The 25,301-nt window shown below is 61.9% G+C and carries 24 protein-coding genes; 7 read left to right on the top strand and 17 right to left on the bottom strand.

Annotated features, from left to right (window positions below; genetic code table 11):
* Positions 1 to 46: 46 nt before the first annotated feature.
* The 3 genes from HX824_RS30980 to HX824_RS30990 form a co-directional block, all read right to left on the bottom strand.
* Entirely contained in the window at positions 47 to 1,345 is a 1,299-nt protein-coding gene (locus HX824_RS30980) for an FAD-binding oxidoreductase (protein ID WP_177055968.1), read from the bottom strand.
* Positions 1,342 to 2,430: a polyamine ABC transporter substrate-binding protein gene (locus tag HX824_RS30985; RefSeq protein WP_003219153.1), complete on the bottom strand. Its 1,089-nt coding sequence runs from the start codon at positions 2,428 to 2,430 to the stop codon at positions 1,342 to 1,344. Before HX824_RS30985 ends, HX824_RS30980 begins: the two co-directional genes overlap by 4 nt.
* A 150-nt stretch (positions 2,431 to 2,580) precedes the next feature.
* Positions 2,581 to 3,939 carry a glutamine synthetase family protein gene (locus tag HX824_RS30990; RefSeq protein ID WP_003219154.1) on the bottom strand — a complete coding sequence of 453 codons (1,359 nt, stop codon included), beginning with the start codon at positions 3,937 to 3,939 and terminating at the stop codon, positions 2,581 to 2,583.
* A 140-nt stretch (positions 3,940 to 4,079) separates the two neighbouring features.
* Here HX824_RS30990 and HX824_RS30995 point away from each other — a divergent pair, with 140 nt between their 5' ends.
* A complete protein-coding gene (locus HX824_RS30995; protein ID WP_102368651.1) occupies positions 4,080 to 4,982 on the top strand; it encodes a helix-turn-helix domain-containing protein in 903 nt (300 codons plus the stop codon).
* A 157-nt stretch (positions 4,983 to 5,139) separates the two neighbouring features.
* On the opposite strand, the gene HX824_RS31000 is transcribed toward HX824_RS30995, so the two are convergent.
* From HX824_RS31000 to HX824_RS31010, 3 genes are read right to left on the bottom strand one after another with little or no spacing between them, the layout of a single operon-like run.
* Positions 5,140 to 6,237: an acetoin dehydrogenase dihydrolipoyllysine-residue acetyltransferase subunit gene (locus tag HX824_RS31000; protein WP_177055970.1), complete on the bottom strand. Its 1,098-nt coding sequence runs from the start codon at positions 6,235 to 6,237 to the stop codon at positions 5,140 to 5,142.
* Complete coding sequence (locus tag HX824_RS31005; protein ID WP_177035638.1) at positions 6,234 to 7,253, bottom strand: alpha-ketoacid dehydrogenase subunit beta; 1,020 nt, start codon at positions 7,251 to 7,253, stop codon at positions 6,234 to 6,236. The genes HX824_RS31000 and HX824_RS31005 overlap by 4 nt, the downstream gene beginning before the upstream one ends.
* A 39-nt stretch (positions 7,254 to 7,292) precedes the next feature.
* Positions 7,293 to 8,270: a thiamine pyrophosphate-dependent dehydrogenase E1 component subunit alpha gene (locus tag HX824_RS31010; protein WP_177055972.1), complete on the bottom strand. Its 978-nt coding sequence runs from the start codon at positions 8,268 to 8,270 to the stop codon at positions 7,293 to 7,295.
* Positions 8,271 to 8,580: 310 nt separating this feature from the next.
* Between HX824_RS31010 and HX824_RS31015 the strand changes: the two genes are divergently transcribed.
* Positions 8,581 to 10,446 (top strand): sigma-54-dependent Fis family transcriptional regulator, encoded by a 1,866-nt coding sequence (locus HX824_RS31015; RefSeq protein ID WP_008430739.1) that lies wholly within the window; start codon positions 8,581 to 8,583, stop codon positions 10,444 to 10,446.
* Positions 10,447 to 10,579: 133 nt separating this feature from the next.
* On the opposite strand, the gene HX824_RS31020 is transcribed toward HX824_RS31015, so the two are convergent.
* Positions 10,580 to 11,359: an acetoin reductase gene (locus HX824_RS31020; RefSeq protein ID WP_008430737.1), complete on the bottom strand. Its 780-nt coding sequence runs from the start codon at positions 11,357 to 11,359 to the stop codon at positions 10,580 to 10,582.
* Positions 11,360 to 11,549: 190 nt separating this feature from the next.
* Between HX824_RS31020 and HX824_RS31025 the strand changes: the two genes are divergently transcribed.
* Positions 11,550 to 13,712 (top strand): TonB-dependent siderophore receptor, encoded by a 2,163-nt coding sequence (locus HX824_RS31025; protein ID WP_087694140.1) that lies wholly within the window; start codon positions 11,550 to 11,552, stop codon positions 13,710 to 13,712.
* On the opposite strand, the gene HX824_RS31030 is transcribed toward HX824_RS31025, so the two are convergent.
* Positions 13,702 to 14,832 (bottom strand): MFS transporter, encoded by a 1,131-nt coding sequence (locus HX824_RS31030; RefSeq protein ID WP_003219178.1) that lies wholly within the window; start codon positions 14,830 to 14,832, stop codon positions 13,702 to 13,704. The genes HX824_RS31025 and HX824_RS31030 overlap by 11 nt on opposite strands.
* Before the next feature lie 99 nt (positions 14,833 to 14,931).
* Here HX824_RS31030 and HX824_RS31035 point away from each other — a divergent pair, with 99 nt between their 5' ends.
* A complete protein-coding gene (locus HX824_RS31035) occupies positions 14,932 to 15,696 on the top strand; it encodes a helix-turn-helix transcriptional regulator (protein ID WP_177055974.1) in 765 nt (254 codons plus the stop codon).
* Between the two features lie 198 nt (positions 15,697 to 15,894).
* Here the strand turns inward: HX824_RS31035 and HX824_RS31040 are convergent, their stop codons facing one another.
* Together HX824_RS31040 and HX824_RS31045 are read right to left on the bottom strand one after the other, a co-directional pair.
* A complete protein-coding gene (locus HX824_RS31040; protein WP_003219182.1) occupies positions 15,895 to 16,332 on the bottom strand; it encodes a carboxymuconolactone decarboxylase family protein in 438 nt (145 codons plus the stop codon).
* Between the two features lie 111 nt (positions 16,333 to 16,443).
* A complete protein-coding gene (locus tag HX824_RS31045; RefSeq protein ID WP_008430730.1) occupies positions 16,444 to 17,481 on the bottom strand; it encodes an AraC family transcriptional regulator in 1,038 nt (345 codons plus the stop codon).
* A gap of 203 nt (positions 17,482 to 17,684) precedes the next feature.
* Between HX824_RS31045 and HX824_RS31050 the strand changes: the two genes are divergently transcribed.
* Complete coding sequence (locus HX824_RS31050; protein WP_177055975.1) at positions 17,685 to 18,626, top strand: transporter; 942 nt, start codon at positions 17,685 to 17,687, stop codon at positions 18,624 to 18,626.
* A 127-nt stretch (positions 18,627 to 18,753) separates the two neighbouring features.
* Here HX824_RS31050 and HX824_RS31055 read toward each other — a convergent pair whose 3' ends face one another.
* The 5 genes from HX824_RS31055 to HX824_RS31075 form a co-directional block, all read right to left on the bottom strand.
* A complete protein-coding gene (locus HX824_RS31055) occupies positions 18,754 to 19,962 on the bottom strand; it encodes a DSD1 family PLP-dependent enzyme (RefSeq protein WP_177022924.1) in 1,209 nt (402 codons plus the stop codon).
* 59 nt (positions 19,963 to 20,021) lie between these two features.
* Entirely contained in the window at positions 20,022 to 21,350 is a 1,329-nt protein-coding gene (locus HX824_RS31060) for a D-arabinono-1,4-lactone oxidase (protein WP_177055979.1), read from the bottom strand.
* A 77-nt stretch (positions 21,351 to 21,427) separates the two neighbouring features.
* The gene (locus tag HX824_RS31065) at positions 21,428 to 21,796 is read right to left on the bottom strand and encodes a cytochrome c5 family protein (protein WP_003219191.1); all 369 of its coding nucleotides are present in this window, start codon (positions 21,794 to 21,796) and stop codon (positions 21,428 to 21,430) included.
* Positions 21,797 to 22,029: 233 nt separating this feature from the next.
* On the bottom strand, positions 22,030 to 22,782 hold the full coding sequence (locus HX824_RS31070; RefSeq protein ID WP_003210885.1) for an outer membrane beta-barrel protein: 753 nt from the start codon (positions 22,780 to 22,782) through the stop codon (positions 22,030 to 22,032).
* A gap of 123 nt (positions 22,783 to 22,905) precedes the next feature.
* Positions 22,906 to 23,736 (bottom strand): arylamine N-acetyltransferase, encoded by an 831-nt coding sequence (locus HX824_RS31075; protein WP_087693363.1) that lies wholly within the window; start codon positions 23,734 to 23,736, stop codon positions 22,906 to 22,908.
* Between the two features lie 158 nt (positions 23,737 to 23,894).
* Here HX824_RS31075 and HX824_RS31080 point away from each other — a divergent pair, with 158 nt between their 5' ends.
* A complete protein-coding gene (locus tag HX824_RS31080; RefSeq protein WP_023658994.1) occupies positions 23,895 to 24,140 on the top strand; it encodes a DUF6555 family protein in 246 nt (81 codons plus the stop codon).
* A gap of 35 nt (positions 24,141 to 24,175) precedes the next feature.
* Here HX824_RS31080 and HX824_RS31085 read toward each other — a convergent pair whose 3' ends face one another.
* Positions 24,176 to 24,370 (bottom strand): DUF6021 family protein, encoded by a 195-nt coding sequence (locus HX824_RS31085; RefSeq protein WP_003210890.1) that lies wholly within the window; start codon positions 24,368 to 24,370, stop codon positions 24,176 to 24,178.
* Between the two features lie 24 nt (positions 24,371 to 24,394).
* A complete protein-coding gene (locus HX824_RS31090) occupies positions 24,395 to 24,568 on the bottom strand; it encodes a hypothetical protein (protein WP_173883076.1) in 174 nt (57 codons plus the stop codon).
* 153 nt (positions 24,569 to 24,721) lie between these two features.
* On the opposite strand from HX824_RS31090, the gene HX824_RS31095 reads away from it, so the two are divergent.
* A complete protein-coding gene (locus HX824_RS31095) occupies positions 24,722 to 25,243 on the top strand; it encodes a DUF3087 family protein (protein WP_177055977.1) in 522 nt (173 codons plus the stop codon).
* The last annotated feature ends 58 nt before the right edge of the window (positions 25,244 to 25,301 follow it).

A 25,301-nucleotide genomic window follows, 5' to 3' on the forward strand; every position in this document is an offset into this window, starting at 1 on the left:
AACCATAGGTGGCCGTTACCGAAGAAACGGATATGTACCCAATCAATCACCCCACCATCTCCCGAACCCGATACCACAACATCCCCAACGCCAACAGCGGCGAACGCAACACCTTCCCCCCGGGAAACGTCATATGCGGCACCTGGCTGAAAATATCCAACCCTTTACTCTGCCCCGCATGAATTCCTTCCGCCAATAACCGCGCACACCAATGCGTCACGTTAAGGCCATGCCCCGAATACCCCTGGGCATAGAACACATTCGGGTGCTGCTTCAACCGCCCCACCTGCGGAAACCGGTTAGCCGTAATCCCAATCTTCCCCCCCCACTGAAACTCAATCGCCGTATCCACCAACTGCGGAAAAACCTTGAGCATCTTCGGCCGCATATACCCCGCGATATCCACCGGATCACGCCCCGAATAATGACAAGCCCCCCCAAACAACAACCGCCGATCCGCCGAAAGGCGGTAATAATCCAACCCCACTTTCTGATCACACAACGCCAGGTTCTGCGGAATCAACTGATCAGCCACCCCAACCGACAGCGGCTCGGTCGCAATGATGTAGCTCCCCGCTGGCAACACCTTGCCGCTCAACTTCGGCTCCAATTCCTCCAGATGCGCATTGCACGCCAGCACCAGGTTACCGGCGCGCACGGTGCCGGACGCGCAACGCACCTGCACCGTGTCGCCATGGATCAACTCCAGCACCGGGCTGTCTTCAAAGATCCGCACCCCAAGGGATTCGGCCACACCAGCCTCCCCCAGCACCAGGTTCAACGGGTGCAGATGCCCGGAGCCCATGTCCACCAGGCCACCGGCATACAAGCCTGAGCCAACCACCTGCGCCATATCCTGCGATGCCACCAACCGTGTTTCAGGCGCATACCCCAAGGCAGCCAGGCTCTCCAGCTCCCCCTGAAACGCCGCAAACTGCGCCGGCGTATTCGCCAACTCGCAAAACCCCCAGCGCAAATCACAGTCAATCCCGTGCTCGCGAATCCGCTCGCCCACCAACGCCACCGAATCGATCCCGGCCTGCTGCAGGTAACGCACGCCCTCCTCCCCCACGTACCTGGCAAAGCCCGATACGTCATGCCCAATCCCGCGAATCAACTGCCCGCCATTGCGCCCGCTGGCGCCCCAGCCAATCCGCCGGGCCTCCAGCAGGATCACCGACAGCCCGCGCTGGGCCAGTTCGATGGCGGTGTTGACCCCGGTGAACCCACCGCCGATCACACACACATCGGCGATCAGGTCAGCCCCCAGCGCTGGGCGCCGGGGCATGGTGTTGGCCGAAGCCAGGTAATAGGAACGAGCGTGGTCAGAGGAGGAACGGTTCATTTGTTGGTCTTCACTTTGCTCCAGGACCGCGTCATCAAGCGCATGACGGCGGGCGTCGGGGTGGTGGAAATGTAGAGTTTGTCGAGCACTTCCTGGGACGGGTAGATCTCGGGGTTGTTCACCAGCTCGGGGGCCATGAAGGCCTTGGCCGCCGGGTTCGGGTTGGCGTAGCCGACGCTGGCGCTGACCTTGGCGATCACTTCAGGGTCCAGCAAGTAGTTGATGAAGGCGTGGGCGGCTTTCGGGTTGGCGGCGTCCGCCGGGATGGCCAGCAGGTCGAACCACAGGTTGCTGCCTTCCTTGGGGATCGAGTAGGCGATGTTCACGCCGTTCTTGGCTTCCTTGGCGCGGTTGGCCGCCTGGAACACGTCGCCGGAATAACCGAAGGCGACGCAGATATCACCGTTGGCCAGGTCCGAGATGTACTTGGAGGAATGGAAATAAGTGATGTACGGCCGCAGGGTCAGCAGCTTGGCCTCGGCCTGTTTGTAGTCTTCGGGATTCTCGCTGCGCGGGTCCTTGCCCATGTAGTTGAGGATCGCCGGGAACAGTTCATCCGCCGAGTCGAGGAATGCTACGCCGCACTCGTGGAGCTTCTTGATGTTCTCCGGTTCAAACAGCACGGCCCACGAATCGATATGGTCGATGCCCAACACCTGCTTGACCTTGTCCACGTTATAGCCGATGCCGTTGGTGCCCCACAGGTACGGCACCGAATGCTCGTTGCCCGGGTCGTTTTTCTCCAGCAGTTTGAGCAGCTTGGGGTCGAGGTTCTTGAAGTTGGGTAGCTGCGAACGGTCCAGCTTGAGGAACGCGCCGGCCTTTACCTGGCGCGCCAGGAAGTGGTTGGACGGCACCACCACATCGTAGCCGGTACGGCCGGCGAGCAGTTTGCCTTCCAGGGTTTCGTTGGAGTCGAACACGTCGTAGATCACCTTGATCCCGGTCTTGGCCTGGAAGTCGGCCAAGGTGGTCTCACCGATGTAGTCGGTCCAGTTGTACACACTGACCGTCTGCGCGGCGTGGCCCGCGCTGCTGAACAATGCCGCCAAGGCCAGCGGGAGAAGCTTTTTCACCAGACGCATATCGACACCCCTTTGCTTGATTGATTTTTATGTATTCATCCAGCCATTCTGCCCGTAGCAGCTGTCGAGCCTTGGCGAGGCTGCGTAGCGATGTATCGGACACAATTGCGGTGGGCCCGACGGCAGCCTCGCTAAGCTACGGACGATTCGTCAGACGCTCAGCAGCAGGAACTCACGTTCCCAGGAGCTGATCACCCGCTTGAAATTCTCGTGTTCGGCACGCTTGACCGCGACGTAGCCGCGCACAAACTTGTCCCCCAGGTACTGCTTGACGGTGTCGCACTCTTCCATGCGCGCCAGGGCGTCTTCGATGGTGATCGGCAGCCTCAGGTTGCGGCGTTCGTAGGCACGGCCTTCCACCGGGGCGCTGGGCTCGACCTTTTCGATCATGCCGAGGTAGCCGCACAGCAGGCTGGCGGCGATGGCCAGGTACGGGTTGGCGTCGGCACCCGGCAGGCGGTTTTCCACGCGCATGGCGTCGGGGCTGGAACTCGGTACACGCAGGCCGACGGTGCGGTTTTCTTCGCCCCACTCGACATTGACCGGTGCCGAGGTGTCCGGCAGGAAGCGGCGGAACGAGTTGACGTTAGGCGCAAACATCGGCAGCAGCTTGGGGATGTACTTCTGCAGGCCGCCGATGTGGTTGAGGAACAGTTGGCTCTTGTTGCCGTGCTCATCGACAAACACCTGCTTGCCGGTGGCGATCTCCACCACGCTCTGGTGCAGGTGCATGGCGCTGCCGGGCTCGTCGGCCACCGGTTTGGCCATGAAGGTGGCCGCCACGTTGTGCTTGAGTGCAGCCTCGCGCAGGGTGCGTTTGAACACGGTGATCTGGTCGGCCAGGTCCAGGGCGTCGCCGTGGCGGAAGTTGATTTCCATCTGCGCCGGGCCGTCTTCATGGATCAGCGTGTCGAGGTCCAGGCCCTGGGCTTCGCACCAGTCGTAGACGTCTTCGAACAGCGGGTCGAACTCGTTGGCAGCGTCGATGGAGAACGACTGGCGGCCACTTTCGGCGCGACCGGAACGGCCCAGCGGGGTCTTCAGCGGCAGGTCCGGGTCTTCGCAGCGCTGGGTCAGGTAGAACTCCATCTCCGGCGCGACAATCGGCTGCCAGCCCTGGTCGGTATAGAGTTGCAGGACCTTTTTCAGCACGTTGCGAGGCGACAGTTCGATGGGGTTGCCCTGCTTGTCGAAGGTGTCGTGGATCACGATGGCCGTCGGCTCGATGGCCCATGGCACCACGTAGGTGGCGTTGGACACCGGGCGGCAGATCATGTCGATGTCGGCCGGGTCCAGCAGGTCGTAGTAGATATCGTCGTCGACAAAGTCCCCGGTTACCGTTTGCAGCAACACACTTTCCGGCAGGCGCATGCCTCGCTCATGCAGGAACTTGTTGGTGGGCGAAATCTTGCCGCGTGCGATGCCAGTCAAATCACTGATCACGCATTCGACTTCGGTAATCTTGTGTTCTTTCAGCCAGGCGGACAGCTGATCGAAGGGGGCGTTCATAAGGACCTCGTCATGGGTTGGATGCTGCGCCGCGGGCTTCCCTCGCGGCGCATTGAGGTCTATCTTGGGCCAGCCGTCCAACGGCATCTATCCACTTTGCGCCAACCACAACGCACCAATAGAGTGCGCCCAGGTTACCCATGACACAGGCAACAGCTTTGCGCGTACAGGCCTTCACCACCGGTGATGTGGCCGCTCAATGCAGTGCGACACCCGGTTGGGTGCAGCAGTACCAGCAGATGTCCCCAGGGCATTTCGCCGGGCAGATCCGCTACCTCGACCTGCAAGGTGTCGAGGTGTACGAAGAGCGGATGAACACCCGGGTGGAGCAGAACTTCAACGCGCCGCCGGGTTCCCTGGCGTTCTGTTTCGATGGCAGCGACAACGCGCTGTACGTGCTCAATGGCGAAAGCCGCAACACCTGGATCACCCCGGAAAACTACCGCGAAGTGGCAGTGGTGTTCGGGCCGCAGTTTGTCCAGCGCCATGGTCTGGATGTGGCGAAGCTGGAGGGGTTGTTCATGGCCCCGCTCAACTCCCTGCAAAACCCGTTGTTCAGCCGCTGGCTCAGTGGCACGCTGACACGGCTGTCGGCGACGCTGGACCCGCCGAGTCGTGATGCCCTTACGCAACAGTTGCTCGACGACTGCCTGTTCATCCTCGACAACGCCTGCGTGTGCCTCGACAAGGGCTCATTGCAGCGACGCACCGAGGAGCGAATCATCATGGCGCGCATTGGCGAATGGGCGGCGGATGTGCCGGATGAAACCGTCAACCTGCTGCAGCTGGCGCGCATTGCCGGGGTGCCGTTGCGCCAGTTGCAGCACGGGTTCAAGACGTATACCGGGATGAGCCCGGCGCAGTGGTTGCGGTTGCGCCGGTTGAACAGTGCACGGCGGGAGTTGTTGAACCCGCCGTCAGTGGACACCACCGTCGCGGAGGTGGCGATGAATTGGTCGTTCTGGCATTTGGGGCGGTTTTCCAACAGCTATCGGGCGTTGTTTCAGGAGTTGCCCAGCGAGACCCTGAAGCGCCAGAGGTAAGTGTGGGAGCTGGCTTGTGTGGGAGCTGGCTTGTGTGGGAGCGGGCTTGCTCGCGAATGCGGTGGGTCAGTCAATAAATCTGGCACTGATACACCGCCTTCGCGAGCAAGCCCGCTCCCACATTTGAAGATCGTTCCCACGCGGAGCGTGGGAACGATCAGGTCCGAAGAAACGCCAGCATCAACTGATTCACCCGCTCCGCCGCCTCCAACTGCACCATATGCCCCTGCCCCGGCAGTATCTCCACCTGAGCCTCCAACCCCTGGGCATGGCTCGCCGGAATAATTGCGTCCTCACTGCCCCAGATCACCAGGCTCGGCTGCTGCCCGACAACGTTGCGTAGATCCACCAACTGCCGACCACCGCTGAACAACTCCCCGGTGATCTGCCGCAACGCCTGCTCCACACCCTCCAGGCGCTTGAACTTGAGCATGTCTTCCAGCATCTGCCGGGTCACCAGCGCCGGATCGCTGAACAGTTGCACCAGTTGCGGCTTGAGTGCATTGCGATTGCTCGCGTCGATAAAACCTTGCAGGTAATCACTGTTGATCTGCGTACCCAATCCAGCGCTGGCGATCAGGGTCAACGACGCCACACGCTGCGGTGCCACCCGCGCGAGGTTCAGGGAAACCAGCCCGCCCATGGAATGCCCGGCGAGGTGTACCCGGTCAACCTTCAGATAATCCAGCAGTGCCAATACCGCCTGGCTCAGCTCCTCAAGCTCGCCCGTTTGCAGGTACTTGCCCGACTCGCCATGCCCCGGCAAATCCAGGGCGATCACCCGCCGCTCAGCCGCGAGCACCGGGTGATTGAACAGCCAGTTATTCAGGTCGCCACCAAAGCCGTGCACCAGCACCAGCGGTGTGCCGCCCTCCCCGAGGTCCAGATAGCGCAGCAGGCGCCCGCCCACCTCGACCTTCTGTGCCGATGGCCCGCTGGCTTCAGCCTCGGCGGCACTGGAAACGAACCCCGCCAGGAACGCCTCGATCACCCCATCAATCTCGGCCTCGCTGGCCTCGCCTTCCACCACGATTGCCAGCAATGCCCCCACGGGCAAGGTCTCATCGCTCTGGGCCAACACCCGCCGCAGCACCCCGCTGAAGGGTGCCTCGACACTGCTGGAAATCTTGTCGGTCTCGACATCCAGCACCTCTTCACCCTTCTCCACCCGGTCGCCCGGCTGCTTGAGCCAGACATCAACCCGGCCCTCGGTCATCGACAGCCCCCACTTGGGCATGGTCAGTGTATGGATCATGCGGCATTCCTCTTGTCGGCAATCTTCAGCACCGCAGCTTCGATCTTCGCCGCGTTGGGGATGTACAGGTCCTCCAGGGCATCGGAGAACGGCACTGGCGTGTGAGGCGCGGTGACCATTTCGATCGGCGCGCGCAGGAAGCCGAACGCCCGTTGCGCCACCAATGCACTAATGTCCGTGGCAATCGAGCAACGTGGGTTGGACTCGTCGATCACCACCAGGCGCCCGGTTTTCTCCACGCTTTCAAGGATGCTGTCTTCGTCCAGCGGGCTGGTGGTGCGCAGGTCCAACACTTCGCAGTCGATACCCTGGCGCGCCAGATTGGCGGCGGCTTCCAGGGCGATGTGCACCATGCGCCCGTAGGTCACCAGGGTTACGTCATTGCCTTCACGCACGAAGTTGGCTTCGCCGAACGGCACGGTGTACAGCTCTTCCGGCACTTCGCCCTGGAGGCTGTAGAGCATTTTGTGCTCGAGGAAAATCACCGGGTCGTTGTCGCGGATCGCCTGGATCAGCATGCCCTTGGCGTCATAGGGCGTGGCCGGGCACACCACCTTGAGCCCGGGGATATGGGTCCACATCGAGGTGAGCATCTGCGAATGCTGGGCCGCCGCACGCAGGCCGGCGCCGTACATGGCGCGCACTACAAGCGGTGTGGTGGTCTTGCCGCCGAACATGTAGCGAAACTTCGCCGCCTGGTTGAGCAACTGGTCGAGGCAGCAGCCGATAAAGTCGACGAACATCAATTCGCACACCGGGCGCATGCCTCGGGTGGCGGCGCCGACGGCCATGCCTACATAGCCGACCTCGGAGAGCGGCGCGTCGAGCACGCGGTCGGGGAACTCCGGATACAGCCCCTTGGTGACGCCGAGCACGCCACCCCAGGCGTCCTGTTCACCGGGCGAACCGGTGCCGCCGGACACGTCCTGGCCGATGATGAACACGCTCTGGTCGCGGCGCATCTCTTGGGCCAGGGCTTCGTTGATTGCCTGCTGATAGCTGATTTTTCTAGCCATGATGACTTCTCCACGGATTGTTTTTGTAGTGGGTGGCGGTTAGCGGTAGGCGACGTAGACATCGCTCAGCAGGTCGGCGGCCTGGGGTTTGGGATCGGACTTGGCCAGGCGCACGGCGTCTTCGATCAGCTGCGCGACTTCGGTGTCGATGCGTTCGAACTGAGCCGCGTCGAGCCAGCCTTCGGCGGTGCAGCGCTGGCGAAACAGGCTCAGGCAGTCGCCGGTTTCCCGCAGGTTTTTCACTTCGTCCGGGCCGCGATAGGTTTGCGCATCGCCTTCGAAGTGGCCGTAGAAACGGCTCAGTTTGACCTCCACCAGCGTCGGCCCTTTACCGCTGCGGGCACGCTCTACCGCAACGCCGAGGGCGGCGTGCACGGCAAAAAAGTCGTTGCCGTCGACAATCACCCCCGGCATGCCAAAACCCACGGCGCGCTCGGCAATGTCCTTGCAGGCCACCGACCAGCCGGACCCGGTGGCTTCGGCATAACCGTTGTTCTCGGCCACGAACAGGCACGGCAGGTTCATGATCGAGGCCAGGTTCATCGCTTCGAACACCGCGCCCTCGTTGGAGCCGCCGTCGCCGAAAAACGCGACCGCCACCCCCCCGCTGCCCTTGAGCTTGGCCGCCAGCGCCGCACCGGCTGCCAGCGGCGCCCCGGCACCCACAATGCCGTTGGCGCCGAGCATGCCCTTCTCCTGGTCGGCGATGTGCATGGAGCCGCCCTTGCCGCCGCAGACGCCGGTCTTCTTGCCGTAGATCTCGGCCATCATGCCGAACACATCCACGCCCTTGGCGATGCAATGGCCGTGGCCACGGTGGTTGGAGGCGATGCAATCTTCATCGTTGAGGTGGGCCATGACCCCGGCGGCGCTGGCCTCCTGGCCGGCATACAAATGCACGAAACCGGGAATCTCGCCGGTGGCGAATTCCACGTGCAGGCGTTCTTCGAAATCACGGATGGTGCGCATCACGGTGTAGGCATGGAGCAATTGATCGGTGGACAGGTGAGTGGACATCTTGTTGTTCTCCAGGTTGTCTCGACACACAAAAGGCTGGATCAGGCCAGCTGCAAGGCACTCAGCACGGCCTGTGCCAATCCGCTGGAAAACCCGGAAAAGCCTTGACCCAGAGCAGTTGTCTGGAAGCGTGGACGTGCCACTGTGGGCCGTTCAATGAGACGCGCCGTTGCAACCTGCCCGCAGCGTCTCAGGCGCAATGAGACGCTGCGTCTCACCTCGGGCAGTTGGTCAGGCCGGCCTTGTTCCTCCCGGCCCATGGGCGCTTAATGGCGGGCATAACAACAAGGATCGAGAACCGGAGGCTTCAATGCTCGCCGTGAACTCCAAGGACCATGTCGACTGTGTCAGCCGCGTGGTACGCAACGCCGACCGCCTGCCCCAGGCGCCGGTGCCGTCGCTGATTTTTGATTCCTGGCGCCGCTCCATGGAGCAGCACCACCTCGACCCCGGTTCCCTGCAAGGGCCGCGCATCCTCACCAGCACCCTGCTCAAGGAATGCCGCGAACGCGCCGAACTGTTCATGCGCATCGCCAGCGAGGAAGTCGGGCAGATTCACAACCGGGTGCGCCACGCCGATTACTGCGTGATGCTTACCGACGCCCAGGGCCAGACCATCGACCATCGTGTGGACGCCGGCATTCGCAACGACTGCCGCAAGGCCGGCCTGTACCTGGGCACCTGCTGGTCGGAAGCCGAGGAAGGCACCTGCGGCGTGGCCACGGTGCTGACCAGCAAGGCCGCGGTCACCGTGCACAAGCGCGACCACTTTCGTGCGGCGTTTATCGGCCTGACCTGCTCTGCCGCACCCATCTTTGATCCCCAGGGCAACCTGCTGGGCGTGATGGACGCCTCCGCCCTGAAATCGCCGGATGACCGGCGCAGCCAACACCTGGTGCGGCAGATGGTGGCGCAAAGCGCGCGGGCCATCGAGAACGCGTTTTTCATGCACAGCGCCCGGCAACATTGGGTGTTGCAGGCCCACAGCACGCCCGGTTACGTCGACAGCCAGCCGGACATGCTGCTGGCGTGGGATCAGGATGGGCGGCTGCAAGCCTTGAACAGCAAGGCGCGGCAGGCCCTGAGGTTGCGCTTCGGGCAATTGCCGGAGCATATCGGCGAAGTGTTTGACCTGGACGCGTTGCGCGCCGTGACCGATCAATCGACGCAGCAGTTGCATTGGTTCGGCGAGCCGGGGGCGTTGCAGGTACGGGTCAGCGCGCCGCGGCGTAAGGCTGCACGTGCGACGGTGTCTTCGAGTCATCAGGTAGACCCGCGAGTAGAAGAACATCTGCGCCTGGCCGTGCGGGTCAAGGACCGCAACCTGCCGGTGCTGGTCCAGGGCGAAACCGGCGCCGGCAAGGAAGTGTTTGCCCGCCAGTTGCATGAACGCAGCGCCCGTCGCGACGGACCCTTTGTGGCGGTGAACTGCGCGGCGATCCCGGAAAACCTGATCGAGAGCGAACTGTTCGGCTACGTGGCCGGGGCATTTACCGGTGCCTCCAGCAAGGGCATGACCGGGCTGCTGTTGCAGGCCGATGGCGGCACGTTGTTTCTCGACGAGATCGGCGACATGCCGCTGGCGTTGCAGACGCGACTGCTGCGGGTAATGGCCGAAGGTGAAGTGGCGCCGCTGGGCGGGGCAAAAACCCGGGCGGTGGATATCCAGGTGATCTGCGCCAGCCATCGGGACTTGGCGGCGCTGGTGAGTGCTGGAAGCTTTCGCGAGGATTTGTATTTCCGGTTGGGCTGTGCGCGGTTCTGTGTGCCGCCATTGCGCGAGCGCATGGACAAACTGGCATTGATCAATCGGCTTCTGGAGCAGGAGGCGCGGCACAGCGGTGTTGCGGTCGGGATCGCGGCAGCGGCGCTGGAGTCGCTGCTGGGTTATGCCTGGCCGGGGAATGTGCGGCAACTGCGGCATGTGTTGGCGTATGCGTGTGCGGTGTGCGATGGCGGGACGATTCAATTGGCGGATTTGCCGGTGGAAGTTCGTGGTGACGCGGTTGCGGTGGAAACATCGGAAAGCGTGAGTCCTGAGCGGCAGTTGGTGCTGGACGCACTGATTCGGCATCGATGGAAGCCGCTGGCGGCGGCGCAGGCGTTGGGGATTTCCAGGGCGACCTTGTATCGGCGGGTTAACCAGCTGGGTATCGACATGCCCGGCAAGCACTGACCCAACACGGTCAAAAATGTGGGAGCGGGCTTGCTCGCGAAGGCGGTGTACCAGTCAACATTTCCGGTGACTGACACTCCGCCTTCGCGAGCAAGCCCGCTCCCACATTTTTTGACCGAGTGATTCCGCCAGCTCAGCGGTACAGAATCCCGCCATCAATCAACGGCGATTGCCCGGTCATGTAATCCGAATCCGGCCCCGCCAGGTACGACACCAGCCCCGCCACATCCTCCGGCGTTTCCGCCCGGCCCAACGCAATCCCGTCCACATACTTCTTGTACGTCGCCCCCACCTCGGCGCCGGTAATCTCGGCCATGCGTTTGTCGATCTCGACCCACATATCCGTGCCCACCACACCCGGGCAGTAGGCGTTGACGGTAATCCCGTCACTGGCCAGTTCCCTCGCGGCGGCCTGGGTCAGCGCACGCACGGCAAACTTGGTGGCCGAATACACCCCCAGCAACGCAAAGCCTTCATGGCCGGCAATCGAGCAGGCATTGATGATCTTGCCCTTCTGCTTCAGCGCCTTGAATTTCTTGCCTGCGGCCTGGATGCCCCAAAGCGTGCCCTGCACGTTGATACGCAGCGTGCGGTCGACCTGTTCCGGAGTCACGTCCAGCAGTGCGTCAATCTGTGCGATGCCGGCGTTGTTGACGATGATGTCGAAGCCGCCCAGGGTCTGGTGGGCATGGTCCACCGCCGCGACCACTTGCTCCAGCTTCGAGACATCGGCGACATACACCGAGGCCTTGCGCCCCAGTGCAACCACCTCGGCCGCCACCGCTTCAATCTTCGCGCTGTTGATGTCCACCAACGCTATGTCGGCGCCATCCCGCGCCAGGCGCAGGGCGATGGCCCGGCCGATGCCTTGCCCGGCGCCGGTCACCAGTGCAACTTTTCCAGCGATACTCATGACGATCTCCTTCAACGGTGAGAGAAGCCTTGTCTATCGCAGTTGCCAGGGGCCGCTGTCGAGCAGCAGCAGGATTGATCTGCGGGCTGAGACGGGTCGTCTCAAAGCGAACCATTCTCGAAAACTTGTAAAACGCCGCCGTTATGCCTAGCTTATGCGCCCTCCGCTCTGCGCTCTCAGGCCTTCCCCCATGGTTTTGCGTCTTCGCCCCGCTGCCCCTTCACGTTTTGCCCTCGGCCTGTTGCTCAGCGCAGGTATTGGAAGCAGCCAGGCGGCTGATATCGAGCTGCCGGAGGTGAAGGTCCAGGGCCAGGATGAATCCGGCTATAACACCGACACCGCGTCGGTGGGCGCTTTCAATGAGGCGCCGTTGCTCGACACGCCGGCCTCGATCGCGGTGTTCAACGAGTCGTTGATCAAGGACCAGCAGGCGCGCTTGCTCAGCGAAGTGCTGCGCAATGACGCCTCGGTGGGCGACAGCTATGCGCCCATCGGCTACTACGAAAACTTCGTGGTGCGCGGTTTCTCGCTGAATGCCGCCAGCAGTTACAAGATCAATGGCCGCACCATCACCGGCGAGCAGAACGTTGCCCTGGAGAACAAGCAGCGCGTGGAGCTGCTCAAGGGATTGTCGGGTATGCAAAGCGGGATTTCCGAGCCCAGCGGCGTGATCAATTACGTGACCAAGCGCCCGGAGGATGTGCGCTCGGTGACGGTGTCCACCGATGATCGCGGCAGTGGTTACCTGGCCACCGACGTGGGCGGCTGGTTTGGCAGCGAGCAGCAGTTTGGCCTGCGCGCCAACGTGGCCCATGAAGACCTGCATTCCTATGTCGAACATGCCAATGGCCACCGGGATTTCCTGTCCCTGGCGTTCGACTGGAACATCAGCCCCGACGCGGTATTGCAGCTGGATGCCGAGTATCAGAACAAGCAACAGCGCTCGGTGCCGGGTTATCAGCTGCTGGGCGGGACCGAGGTGCCGCACGACGCGTCGCCGAAAAAACTGCTGGGGCATCAGAGCGGTGCGAATCAGGTGGGGATTGATTCGCTGAACCTCAACGGCAAGTTTGAATATCGCTTCAGTGACCAGTGGAAAGGCAGCGTCAGCGCGGCGCGCAGCAAGGTGGTGATTGATGATTACAGTTCGTTTGCGTGGGGCTGCTACGGGTCCGCGAGCTGTGCCGGGGCCAAGGTACCGAACTACTTCAGCCCGGAAGGCAACTACGATATCTATGACTTCCGCAGCCCTGATGACACCCGGCGCGATGATGAAATCCAGGCCGCGATGACCGGGTTGTTCAATACCGGTGGCCTGGGGCATGAGTTGACGTTTGGCAGCAGTGCGTTTCGGCGAGTGGTGGACAAGCGCGAATCGGTCAACGAAATGATTGGCTCCGGCAATATCAATCAGGACCCGGAAAACTTCGCGCCCACCGATAAGCCCCTGAACGATAGCCATCGCAACCTCGACAGCCGCCAATACGGCCTGTTCGTCACCGACCGCATCAGCTTCAACGAGCAATGGCAGACCATCGTGGGCGGCCGCGAAGTGCGCCTGGACGAAAAGGCTTTCGATGATCAGGGCAACGAGTCGCGCCACACCCGGCAGTATGTGTTCCTGCCCCAGGCGGCACTGATCTACAAACCGATTGAAAACCTGTCGCTCTACACCAGCTACAGCAAAGGCCTGTCCCTGGGCGGTACCGCGCCGTGGTTTGCCCTGAATAAAGATGAAACCCTCGCCCCGACAGTTTCCCGCCAGATCGAAGCCGGGGTGAAATACGACTGGCGCCGCATCAGCTTTGCCGCCGCGATCTTCCAGACTCGCCAGGCCTATCAATATGCCAGGCCGGATGACGCCGGCGACTACACCTACGTGCAACAGGGCGAGCAGAAAAACACCGGCCTGGAATTGTCCGCCAACGGCTGGGCCACCCAGCGCTTGCAGATCGCCGCCAGCGTCGCGGCCATCCGTGCACGGGTGACGGGCAGCGGCACGCCGGAATACGAAGGCCATCAAGCGATCAACGTGCCGAAACTGCGGGCCAGTCTGTACGCCGACTACGCCCTGCCCTGGGTCGACGGCCTGGCGCTGCTCGGCGGCGTGCAATACAGCGCCAACAAGTACGCCAATCGCACCGGTGATGTGGAAGTGGGCGACTACGCCATCGTCAACGTCGGCAGCCGCTACACCACCAAACTCGATGGCTATGAAACGGTGTTTCGCCTGAGCGTCGACAACCTGTTCGACAAGCGTTACTGGCGCGATGCTGGCGAATACATGGGCGATGACTACCTGTTCCAGGGTGCGCCGTTGACGGCGCGCTTGAGTGCCACGGTCAATTTCTGACGGTACGCGGGATCGCCAGGCATAGCGCCGCCAAGGCGCACACCAACAGGGTCCAGCCCAACTGCTGGACCCAGGCTGCCAGGGTCAACCCCACCCCGATCACCAGGTAATACAGCAAACCGAACAAGGCACCGGCGGTGCCAAGGCGGTCGCGATAAGCCGTGAGTGCCGCCCCCAGGACATTGGGAATCGCCATGCCGAAGGCCATGACCACCAACAGCATCGGCAACACGAACAGCCAACGGTCCTGTAACAGCACCACCAGCACGCTGCCCACTAACATCACGCCACCGGCTGCCAGCACCAGCTGTTCGCTGCCGGCCCCGCGCTTGAGCAACCCCTTGTTGAGCCAGGCCCCAAGCCCCGAGCCCAACGCCAGCAGGACGCCGCTGTAGCCGAACTGCTCGGCAGACAACCCCAGGCGCTGGAACACAAACGGCCCCAGGCTGTAATAGCTGAACAGCGCGATATTGAAGACCGCGACCAGCCCCACCGAACGCCACAGCGCCGCATCCTTGAGCATCAGGCCCAGGGTGCCGCGCAACGACGCTGTGGGCAGCGAGGCCGGGCGGGTTTCCGGCAAGGCCCACAGGCACCAGGCCAATAACGTCAGCGCCAGCAGCAACAAGCCTGTGAGCACCCCGCGATAGCCAAAGTGCTGCACCAGGCCCGCGCCAGTGAACAGGCCAATGGCGGGGCTGGCCGCCAGGGCAATGCCCACGACTGAAAACACCTGCGCCAGCCCGGCACCGCTGAAGCGGTCGCGCAGCACGGTTTGCGTCACCACCGACCCCACCGCCGCACCAAACGCCGCCACCGCCTGGGCCAGCAACAGGCCGTTGAACGAACGCACGCCCAAGGCCAGCGCTGTGGCCGCGCCATAAAGGGCCAACCCGGCCAGCATCACCGGGCGCCGGCCGAAGCGGTCACACAAGCGTCCCCACACCACGACCCCGAACGCGAAGGCCAGAAAGTACACCGACAAGGTCTGCCCCGCCGCCTCGGGCCCTACCGCAAACGCCTGGCCGATATCCGCCAGCGCAGGGCTATACAGGGTTTGTGCGATTTGCGGGAACATCAGCAGCGCCACCGCCAGCACCAGCAAGTTTTTCAACATCATCCAGACGCTCTTCACGAGTAAACAGGCCAGGGAGTCTAAACAGCGGCAGCTGGCGTATTATCCAGACTTCGACACCTTATCAATGAAATCGGACATCCCATGGCATGGCTGGCGGCGCAGACACCTTTCGATCCCGACCGCTTCGACGCGCCCGTGGTGGGCATCGCCGCCCTGCTGGGTGATCACGACTCCGGTGTACATCAGCATCAGCGCGGGCAATTGCTGTTCACCCAACAGGGCTGCACGCGCATTACCCTGGCCAACCAACTGTGCCTGTTGCCGCCCACTCGGGCAGCGTGGATTCCCGGCGGTGTGCCGCACCGGGCAGTGATGCAACAGACCGTGGATTACCGTTCGGTGTATGTCAGCCCGGCATTGGCCGGGCAGTTGCCGGCACAAGTGCGGGTGATTGAGGTGAGTGCGCTGCTGCGGGCGGTGCTGGAGCCCATGGCAATGGCGGAGTTCGACACCGATTGGCAACAGGGCAAATACGCGCATTTGCTGGCGCTGTGCCTGAGTGAAATCCGCGAGGCAGTCGAGCAACCGCTGCTGCTGCCCCTGCCCACGGACAAACGCCTGGCGCCGTTATTGCAGAACCTCGACGCGCTGCCACCGGAGCTGCAAGCCTTGCAACGCCAGGTGGCCGCCAGCGGCAAAACCATCGGCCGGATCTTCCTGCGGGAAACCGGCATGGGCTATCAGCAATGGCGCCAGCAGTGGCGCCTGATGCGCGCCATCGAGCTGCTCGCCACCGGGCGCAGTCTCGGGTACTGCGCCTTTGAGTTGGGCTTTGCCAGTGACAGTGCGCTGATCGCCTTCTTCAAGGCCATGACCGGCGCCACGCCACGGGGTTACTTCAAGTGAATGCCGACTGGCTGTAACCCGGTGGTAGATCGGCTTCATTGATCGTTCCCTCGCTCTGCGTGGGAATGCATCCCGTGACGCTCCGCGTCACCCGTACGCAAGACTTGAGCCTTGCATCGCCCGCTGGACGCAGAGCGTCCGGGGCGGCATTCCCACGCAGAGCGCGGGAACGATCAGTCATCCCGGCGTCTTGTCGGGTTATTTAGGCATCTTGCGAAAACCCACCGCCAGACGGTTCCAGCTGTTGATGGTGGCGATCGCCACGCTCAGGTCGACTTGCTCTTGCGGGCTGAAGTGGGCGGCCAGTTCGGTGAAGTCTGCATCCGGTGCGTGGGTCTGGCTCAGCAGGGTCAGGCTTTCGGCCCAGGCCAGCGCGGCACGTTCACGGGGGGTGAAGAACGGCGTTTCACGCCAGGCCGACACGGTGTACAGGCGACGCTCGGTCTCGCCCCCCTTGCGGGCGTCGGCGGTGTGCATGTCGAGGCAGAAGGCGCAGCCGTTGATCTGCGACACACGCAGGCGCACCAGTTCCAGCAGCGGCAGTTCGATGGACAGTTTGCCGACGGCAGCCTCCAGGGCCAGCATGGCTTTCATGGCATCCGGGGAGGCGGTGTAGAAGTCGGTACGAGCTTGCATGGTGATACTCCAGAACAGTGGGGATTGGTGTCTAGAGTAGTGACGAGGGGGCATTGGACAAATAGCCAATCCGGGGAAAGATCAGGTAGCCAATGGGGCCAATCCTGACGATCACCCCGGCCCTGCGCCTTCACCGCGAAACGCACTGGGGCTCAGCCCGGTCCAGCGCTTGAACGCCCGCCGAAAACTGCGCACATCGCTGTAGCCAACTTCCTCGGTGATCCGTTCGATGGACAACCCCGGGTTGCTCAGCAAGCCCATGGTCCTTGCCCTGCGCACCTGTTCCAGCAAGCCCTCGAACGTCAGCCCATGCTCGGTCAGGCGCCGGCGCAAGGTACGCCCGCTCATGTTCAAGTCACTGGCGACCTTTTCCAGCTGGCTGCCCTGCAAATCCCGGGAAATCGCGCGCTCCACCGCCTGGATCAAATCCATTTTCTGATGCAGTTGCGCGCTTTCCAGTTCCAGCAGTTCCAGGGCCTGGCGCAAGGCCAGGGCATGGTGATTGGGCAGCCGCACATCCAGCCAGTGGCTGGCCAGGACCATGCGGTTATGCAGGCAGCCAAAACGCACATCCGCACCCAACAGCTGGTGATAGTCAGCGACATAGCTGGGCGCGGCGTGGATAAATTCGACCCGCAGCGGCATGAAGCCCTCGCCCACCAGGGCGCGGCCATACACCATCAGGCTGGCGAAGAACTCCTCGGCGGCAAACACCTGCACCTCGGCGTAGGGCAGCAGGCATTCGATATCGACGAAAACTTCCTGGGGGCCTTCATGGGTGCGCGAGGTGGCGATACCACCGGAGGTGTGCTGATGACGTTCCCCGATGGCAAACGCATCGCGCAACGTCTTGCACAGTGAAATCACATGGCCGAGCAGGCCCAGGGTGCCGAGTACGTTCTGATGGCCTACCCACAGGCCCAGCCCCTGGTCGGGCAACACCTTGAGTGCACGCTGGATCATCGCTACCGCCTGGCGATAGGAAATGCGCTGGGCCGGGTCGTCCAGGTCGGCCAGGGTGAATCCCAGGCCACGGCACAGGTGCTCGGCGCTCGCGCCTTTTTGCGCGACCACTTGGCCGAGGGTTTGCAACAGAAATGGCGAGACCAGGGCCAGATCATAGTGCGGATCAACGGCTTTCCTTTGCATGGATCTTCGATTCCCGACTGAGTGCTTCAGTTCTTGTTTTGGAAACATCCTGACAATCATAGGCTCTTGCAAGAACTGCTGCACTCTGGATGAAAGCTGTCCGCCAAAGTCCCCCTATGTGGCCGCCAATACCCTGCCCCGCCGGGCGCCGAGGGCTTATTTCTATAGGCAGCGTCGTCCTGATAATAATAATGAGCCCAGACATGAACACGACCCGTGCGTTTTACCCCGTGCAACTCGCCCTGTTGACCCTCATCAGCCTGCCGGCCCTGGCCACCGAAGGCGGCGTCGACAACATCGGCCCCGGCACCGATGGCTTCTACATCCTGCCGCTGGATGTCAACAACCTGCCCGATCACATGTTCGCCTTCAACATTTACTACAACCATTACGAAGCCAGGAAGCTCGATATCAGCTCGTTGGGTGGCAAGGTGCCGGACGTGAAGATCAAGTCCGACGCGATCATCCCGCGCCTGGATTACCTCAGCCCGTTGCGGGTATTCGGCGGGCGCCTGGGCGGCTACATCGCCCAGTCCTACCTGAAGCAACAGGTGTCGCTGTTCGGCATGTCCGACACCCGGGAAAGCATGGGCGACACCACCGTGGCGCCGATCATCCTCTGGGACCTGGGCAAGAACCTGACGGTGGGCACCGCCCTGGAAATCACCCTGCCCACCGGCGAATACGACGCCACGCGCCTGGCCAATACCAGCAACAATTTCTACACCTACAAACCGTTGGTGTCGGCGACCTGGATGCCCAACGAGCGCACTGAGCTGTCGATCAAGACCACCTACAGCTTCAACAAGGAAAACCCCGACACCCATTACCGTTCGGGGCAGATTTTTCACTTCGACTACTCGGCCAGCTACAAGGTGACGGATAACCTCAGCCTTGGGCTCAACGGCTACTACCTCAAGCAGACCACCGACGATAAGCAATACGGGCATACCGTGGTGAACATCTATGGCGAAGATGTGGATGACGGGGTCAAGGGCCAGGTGTTTGCGATCGGTCCGGCGGTGTATTTCACCTTCCTCAAGTATGCGAGTGCCGAGGTGCGCTGGGCCAAGGAGTTTGATGTGCAGAACCGCCCGGAAGGCGACATGTTGTGGGCGAAGCTGACGATTCCGTTTGCCCTGTAAACCCGGCAAAAACTGTAGGAGCGAGCTTGCTCGCGAAAAACGTAAACGATAACGCGGGCCGTCTGGATGAACGCGTCGTCCTTGGGTTTTTCGCGAGCAAGCTCGCTCCTACAGTGGGACGGCGTTGTCAGGTGTAGACCGGCCAGGTATCGACGATTTTCCCGCCCCGCACTGCCAGCAAATCCCCGAACTGCAACAGCACGAACTCACTCTGGGTCGGACGCAGGAACACCTGGTCTTCCACGTTCAGCCCCACCTTGGGCGAACCATTGACCATCTCCTGATTGGAGCTGCGCCCATACAGGTCATTGCTCTGCAACCCCCTGGGCGATTCAAACTCCGCCATCCAGTTGCCCCCATAAATAAAGAACGTGGCGCGCTGATTCGCATCCCACCACGAGAACAACCGCGACTTGCCGTCCAGCGCCGGAATGTCCACCGGCCCGGTGCTTTTCAACACGGGCGTGGCGATATAGGCCGCCGGCACATGCTCGCTCAGCGACGGCAAGTCATAGTGCGTCGGCTTGAGCAACGCCGTGCCCACCGATACCTCGCTGCTGAGCTTCTCCTGCTCGTGAATGCGATAGCTCGGACTGCCTGCCGTATTCAACGTCAGCCCGTCGCGCCACAGCGGCGCAAAGTGCTGGCGGGTGTAATCCACATAGCCGTTGTAGCGCTGCATGACTTTGTCGAACAGGTCCTGGGGCGAGCCGAGAATCCCCGGCACGCCCATGCCCACGAACGGGTCGTAGCCCATGAACCCACTGAATTCCAGCTGCTGCGGATGAGCGCTGATCAGCGTGAGCATTTGCCCCAGTACCGCGTTGTCGCTGATGCCGCCGCGATGCAGGCCCACATCCAGCTCGATATTGACCCGCAGTTTGGTGCCCAGCCCCTGGGCCAGCGCCAGGTATTGTTGCAGGCGCTCGGGCGTGTCCAGCAGCCATTGCAGCTGGCGGGACGGGTCGAACGGGCCCTTGTGGGTTTGGTAAAACAACTCGGCGGAACGCACCGGCAACGGCTTGCCCAGCAGGATGTCGGCGTCGGGAAACACCTGGGCGTCGTGATTCAGAAATGGCTGATGAAACGACATCAAGCGCTGGGTGCCGGCTCGCTTGGCGATGTACGCCAGCAGCCCCGGCGACGGCAGGGATTTCTCCACCAGCCGCAGATGTTTGCCGCCGCGCTGCACTGACTGCATCACCACGTCGATGTTGTGGTCCAGGCGATCGAGGTCGATCAGCATCACCGGGCGCATCGGCCCATGGGCCTTGAGTTCCTGGTTGAGGCTGCGGAAATACTCGGTGTAAGGGCTGCCCCGGTCGCCCGGCCTCAGCAAGATGGCACCACCCACCAGCAACACGCCGGTGCCGAGCATGAAATGTCTGCGGTTCATCAGGCCACTCCCAGAATAGACGACAGGTGCGCATTGAGGAATTTGCCGCTGGGGTCCAGCTCGCGGCGCACTCGGGTAAATTCCTCCCAGCGCGGATACAGCGGCTGCAAGGTGCGCGCATTGAGGGTGTGCAACTTGCCCCAGTGCGGGCGACCGGCGTATTTCCAGAAGATCGGTTCTACGGCGGCGAAGAAGTTGTGGTGGTCCATGGTGTAGTGCTGGTGCACGGAAATCGAACAGCTGTCGCGGCCCTCGAACATGCTCAGCGGAATGTCATCGGCCTTGACGTAGCGGTACTCGATGGGAAACCAGGTGCGCAGGTCCTTGTCGTTGATCAGCTTGAGGATTTCCCGCAGGCATGCCGGTCCGTGCTCGGCGGGCACCGAATATTCCATCTCGTTGAAACGCACGTTGCGCACGTTGGCGTACACCTGGAACGACTCGGCCACGCGGTCATCGAAGCTGGCAAAAAAGCGCAGGCTGTTGAGCAAGGTACGCCGGGCCTCGGGGAAATCGCTGCCGTATTTGTCGAGTTTCTCGATGATCGATACAAACTCGTTGCCGCCCGCCTCCGCCGGGTCGATGGGCGGGGTTTCGGGGTCGGTGGTTTCGTTCAGGGCGATGGACAGGGCGTAGTCGGAATGGGTCACCACGAGCATTTCCCAGTGCTGGTTTTCCCGGGTGTTCTTAGCCACGTCCTCCAGCAGTTCTTCAGTCTTGGCGATCCACTGGCACTCCCTCAGGCGGTACGGTGCGCGGTTTTGCAGGCGGACCTGGGTGGCCACGCCGAGGGCCCCGAGGGACACCCGCGCGGCACTGAACACCTCGGGGTGGCGCTTGGCGTCGCATTCCAGCACCTCACCCTGGGCGGTCACCAGTTGCAGGCCGGTGACGCAACCGGAATATGAGGTGAAGCCCACACCGGTGCCATGAGTGGAAGTGGAGATCGCCCCGGCCAGGGTCTGGTAGTCGATATCCGCCATGTTCGGCAGCGCCTGCCCGACGTCTTTCAAGGCCTGGCCCATGCGCGACATCGGCGTGCCGGCGGCGAAGGTGGCCTGCACGGTTTGCGGGTCGTGATCCAGCAGGCCATTGAAGTAACTCAGGGACAGCAACGTGCCGTCGGTGGGCACCAGGGCACTGAACGAATGGCCCGAGCCCACCGGCCGCACCTTGCCCGGTGCCTGGCCGATGACCTGCACCAGTTCATCAAGGTTCTTCGGCGCCAGCCGCGCCAGGGGCAGACAGGTTTGCGCCCCCGACCAATTGCGCCAGGGAATCAGCCGCGGTGCCCGGGCCAACTGGGCCAGCACCGGGTTACTGGTCAATGCCATGAACGCGCCGGCTACCGCGCCGCGCTGCAATAATTCTCGCCGTGAAAGCCCCATCGCCTACCCCGTTATTCTTATTGGATGTGTTGACCCGACATAAAGCTGATCAGCCCCAGGAATTGCTCTTCGGAGCACTGCACGCACATCCCCATCGGGGGCATGCCGTTGTAGCCGTTGATGGTGTGGTCCAGCAGGGTGTCCGGGCCCTGGGCGATGCGCGGGCTCCAGGCCGGGCCGTCACCGGTCAGCGGCGCACCGGAGGCCGGGTTGGCGTGGCACAGCTTGCAACTGGTGTCGTAGACCTGGGCCAGGGCTGCGTCGCTCGGCATGGCATTGGCCGCCGTGGCACGTTCGGGGGGATGTTTCGGTTTGTCGCCACAGGCTGTCAGCAGGCAGGTCACGGCCAGCAGCAGACTGATGCGACGGGGGTTGATTGCCCGCATAGCCACCTTCTCTCTTATTGTGTGAAAGCGTGATCCACACTAAGGCAGCCAGGGCGCGGCGTTGAGGGTATTGGGGGACAGAAAGGGGGGCTTGGGCGGACAGGCTTCAGCGGCTGATCGTTCCCACGCTCTGCGTGGGAACGCCGCCTTGGACGCTCTGCGTCCGCGTTGTGACGCAGAGCGTCACGGGATGCATTCCCACGCAGAGCGTGGGAACAATCAGTCAGGCAGATTTAGAAGGCTATACCGACCTTGAACCCGTACTCGTCACGCTTGAGCTTGGTGTTGTCGGCCACGTACGAATCGTCATCGAGCTTGTACTCGGTGCGGGTGTAGTACAGGCCCGCCATCACTGGCAGATCGCCTTTCTGGTTCATCAGCAGGCTGACTTCGGCGTACGGGTTGGTGCGGTCCTTGAGGTCCACGGTGTCGCTGCCGATGCCGTCGACCTTGAGCTTGGCGCGGCCGTCGATGGTATGGCGGGCGCCCAGTTCAACACGCATGGTCATGTCATCGAACTGGTGGTTGTAGCCCAGGGCCGCCTTGGCGAACGGCGATTTGTTGGTGAGTTTCATGTCGTAGTCGCCCGAGTCCGGCTCGTAGCGGGTCCAGCTGTAGCCGCCACCCACCAGCACGTCGACGAAGTTGCGCGCATCCAGCGCGGCACGCCAGCCGAGGTCGAGGTCGGCCTGGCCCTCCTTGAGCTTGTTGTCGCTCTTCTCGCCGTACTTGGCTTCGATACCGGCCTGGTAGATAAAGCCGGATTCAGCCGTCAGCTTGTTGCCGAAGTTATAGAACAGGCCGGCTTCAGGCATGTGGTCCTTGTCGCTCTGGCTACCGCCTTCGAGTTTGAAGTCGTTGTAGCTGCCGAGGATCCCGAAGGTGGAAATCGGGTCGGTCGGCGCTGCGGCGAACACCACACCAGGTGCCGCGATCAAGGCCAGGACCGAGGAATTCTTGAGGATCTTTCCGAATAGTTTGGACATCGTTTTACGTCTCCATTGCAGGTGGCAAATTATTCAGGAAACGCTTCGAACCCTCGTTTTGGCGAAAGGTTCGAATTAATTTGCACCTTTTTCGAGGTAAAACGGTTCAGCGAAGGCTCTATATCAAGCGTCTTGGACGTGAGCCAGCAAACGACCGAGAATTGACCGCAACTGCGGATGCTCCGGCAGGCGAATGCCAAAGCTGGCCTGCAACAGGTTCAGCAACTCTTCGACGTCCTCGATTGCACGCTTTTCGCTGGCCCGGTCCAGGTAGTGAATCGCGTACTGCCCGTTGTTCAACGTGCGGCGAAATCCCGGGCCAATCAGTGCGACTTTCAGCTGGCCGAGGAACGGCGAATCCGGGTGGGTGGAGACGTACCAGTTACCGATCTCGTAGTCGAAGTGTGACTGCACCTGCAGGTCGAACACATATAAGCCGCGCCACTCACCGGCGACCTGCGCCCACAAGGTGTAGCTGCCCTCGTCCAGGCTCAGGCGATAGGGTTCATGGGCGGTGGCCTGGGTGGCATCGGTGTCCAGTTGCAAGGGACTGGTGGGCACCATGCCACCAAAGCCGACATCACTGATGTAACGCACGCCGTCCAGGGTCACCAGGCTCAGCCGATGGGTGCGCGCCGTCAGTGCATCGGGTGGCCCCCCCATCACCACACGGCCGGTAATGCCCCGCGCCTCGAAGCCCAACTCCTGCAACAAGGCCAGGAACAGCTGGTTCAGCTCGTAGCAATAACCACCACGGCCGTCGAACAGGACTTTTTGTTCGACGCTCGGCAAATCGATCGGCACCGGTGCGTGCAGCAGGGTCGACAGGCTTTCAAACGCGAAGGTGCTGACATGGCGCAACTGCAGATCCTGCAGGGTTTGCAGGGTGGGCGGAGGCGGCGTGTCGTAGCCCAGACGTTGCAGGTAGAGGCGGCTGTGGGTCAGCTCTGGCATGACGCAATCCTGGAGTCGGTGGCGAAAGCACCACTAATACCCTGACGGCGGTTATTTGCCAATTGTGGGTTGAATCAAATGCAAGCCCTCAGATGCACAAACTTTCTGAACCTTTCTGAACTGATTTATATCCATTCACTACAAGACAGGGAGGCATCATGAGTACCGCAATGATCTACACCATCCACTACTTGCTACACGGCGAACCAAAAACCTTTGTGGTGCGTGCCGAGGTCATGAACAACGCCGAAGCGTGGCATTGGGCGGCCGTTGATGCCGACATTGCCCACGTGGGGCGGATAGGCCGGCCGGGCCACGAGCGGGTGAAAAAGACCACTCGTCCCTGGGCGGAGAAGTTCGGCATCACCGAGGTGACATGGACAGCCCCGAAACGGCTTGGTTGAGGAATAAAAAGCCCCGCACGACGGCGGGGCTTGTTTCACTTTTTCAGATCACCGAGGGGATCATAGGCCGGCTTCTTGCCGGTTTTTTCTGGCTTGTCCAACGGGGCAATGGCGGGGCCTACCGGGTCGACCTGTGGGTCTGCGACGTCCGGGGAATCGGGGTCGAAACCCAATTCGTCCTTGCCGCTGGAATGCTCGGATGAATGCGGGCCGCTTGTACGATTAGTCATAACTACCTCCTTGGCGCGCCGGGTCTACAGCGGGCGGGCCTTGTCGTGCAGGTTTTCCAGGTCTTCCTCGACCTGCTCTTCTTCGTCTTGCCGTTCGGCCGGGTCGTTGGGGCGCAGGGCGTCGTTGTCACGCTCCTCTTCGCCGGGCGTGCGGTCGGGGTTGGGTGTGCCGGGCGACTGTTGCTGGTACCGGGTCATGGTTCACCTCACTTGGGGGTCGGTTGCCTACAGGGGTTAGAGAAATTGCGCTGATCCATCGTTCAACCTGATTACCGTCACTCCGACGGGTGAAGCATGAGAAGATGCTGGCCGGCGTTATAACCCTACTTGTGCCATGGAGACTGACCCTGGATGTTTGAGCTCAAACCGTGCGACCCGATTGTTTTTCGCCAGCAGACGCGACGCAGTACGTTGATAGTCGCGGGGTTGTTTGTGGTGTTGGCGATGGTGCTTTCCAGCCTGGCGGTGATGCTGTTTGGTGAGCCTGGGGGGGATAATTTTCGCTTTAATGTGGGCGGGGTGTTTGCCGGGGTGTTGATTACCGTAGGGCTGGTGCGGGGGCCGTTCTGGAACCAGGCCTGGTTCGCGCCGGCGGTGTATGGGTGGCAGCTCAAGCGCAGCCTGATGAGTGTGACTAATGTGATGCACAAGGTGACTGACGGGGTGAAGGCGAATGATCCGGTGGCGATCAAGTTGCTGCGGTTTTATCACCTTGGGTTGATGCAGATGCACGAACTGGACGCCAATTCGAGTTCTCAGGCGCAGTTGGTGCGCGAGGTTGATGAGCACCTGGAGAGGATGCGGGGGTTGGGGATTGAGCCTGACCAGACGCGGTTGGATCCGGGGTGGGTTGAGGCGGTGAAGGCTCGCTGATTGGGGGGCATATCCGTTATTTGGGTGATGGCTGATATGGGTTCCGCTCTTACAGCGG

It is taken from the genome of Pseudomonas sp. D4002 (genome assembly GCF_013385665.1).
Classification (GTDB): Bacteria; Pseudomonadota; Gammaproteobacteria; order Pseudomonadales; family Pseudomonadaceae; genus Aquipseudomonas.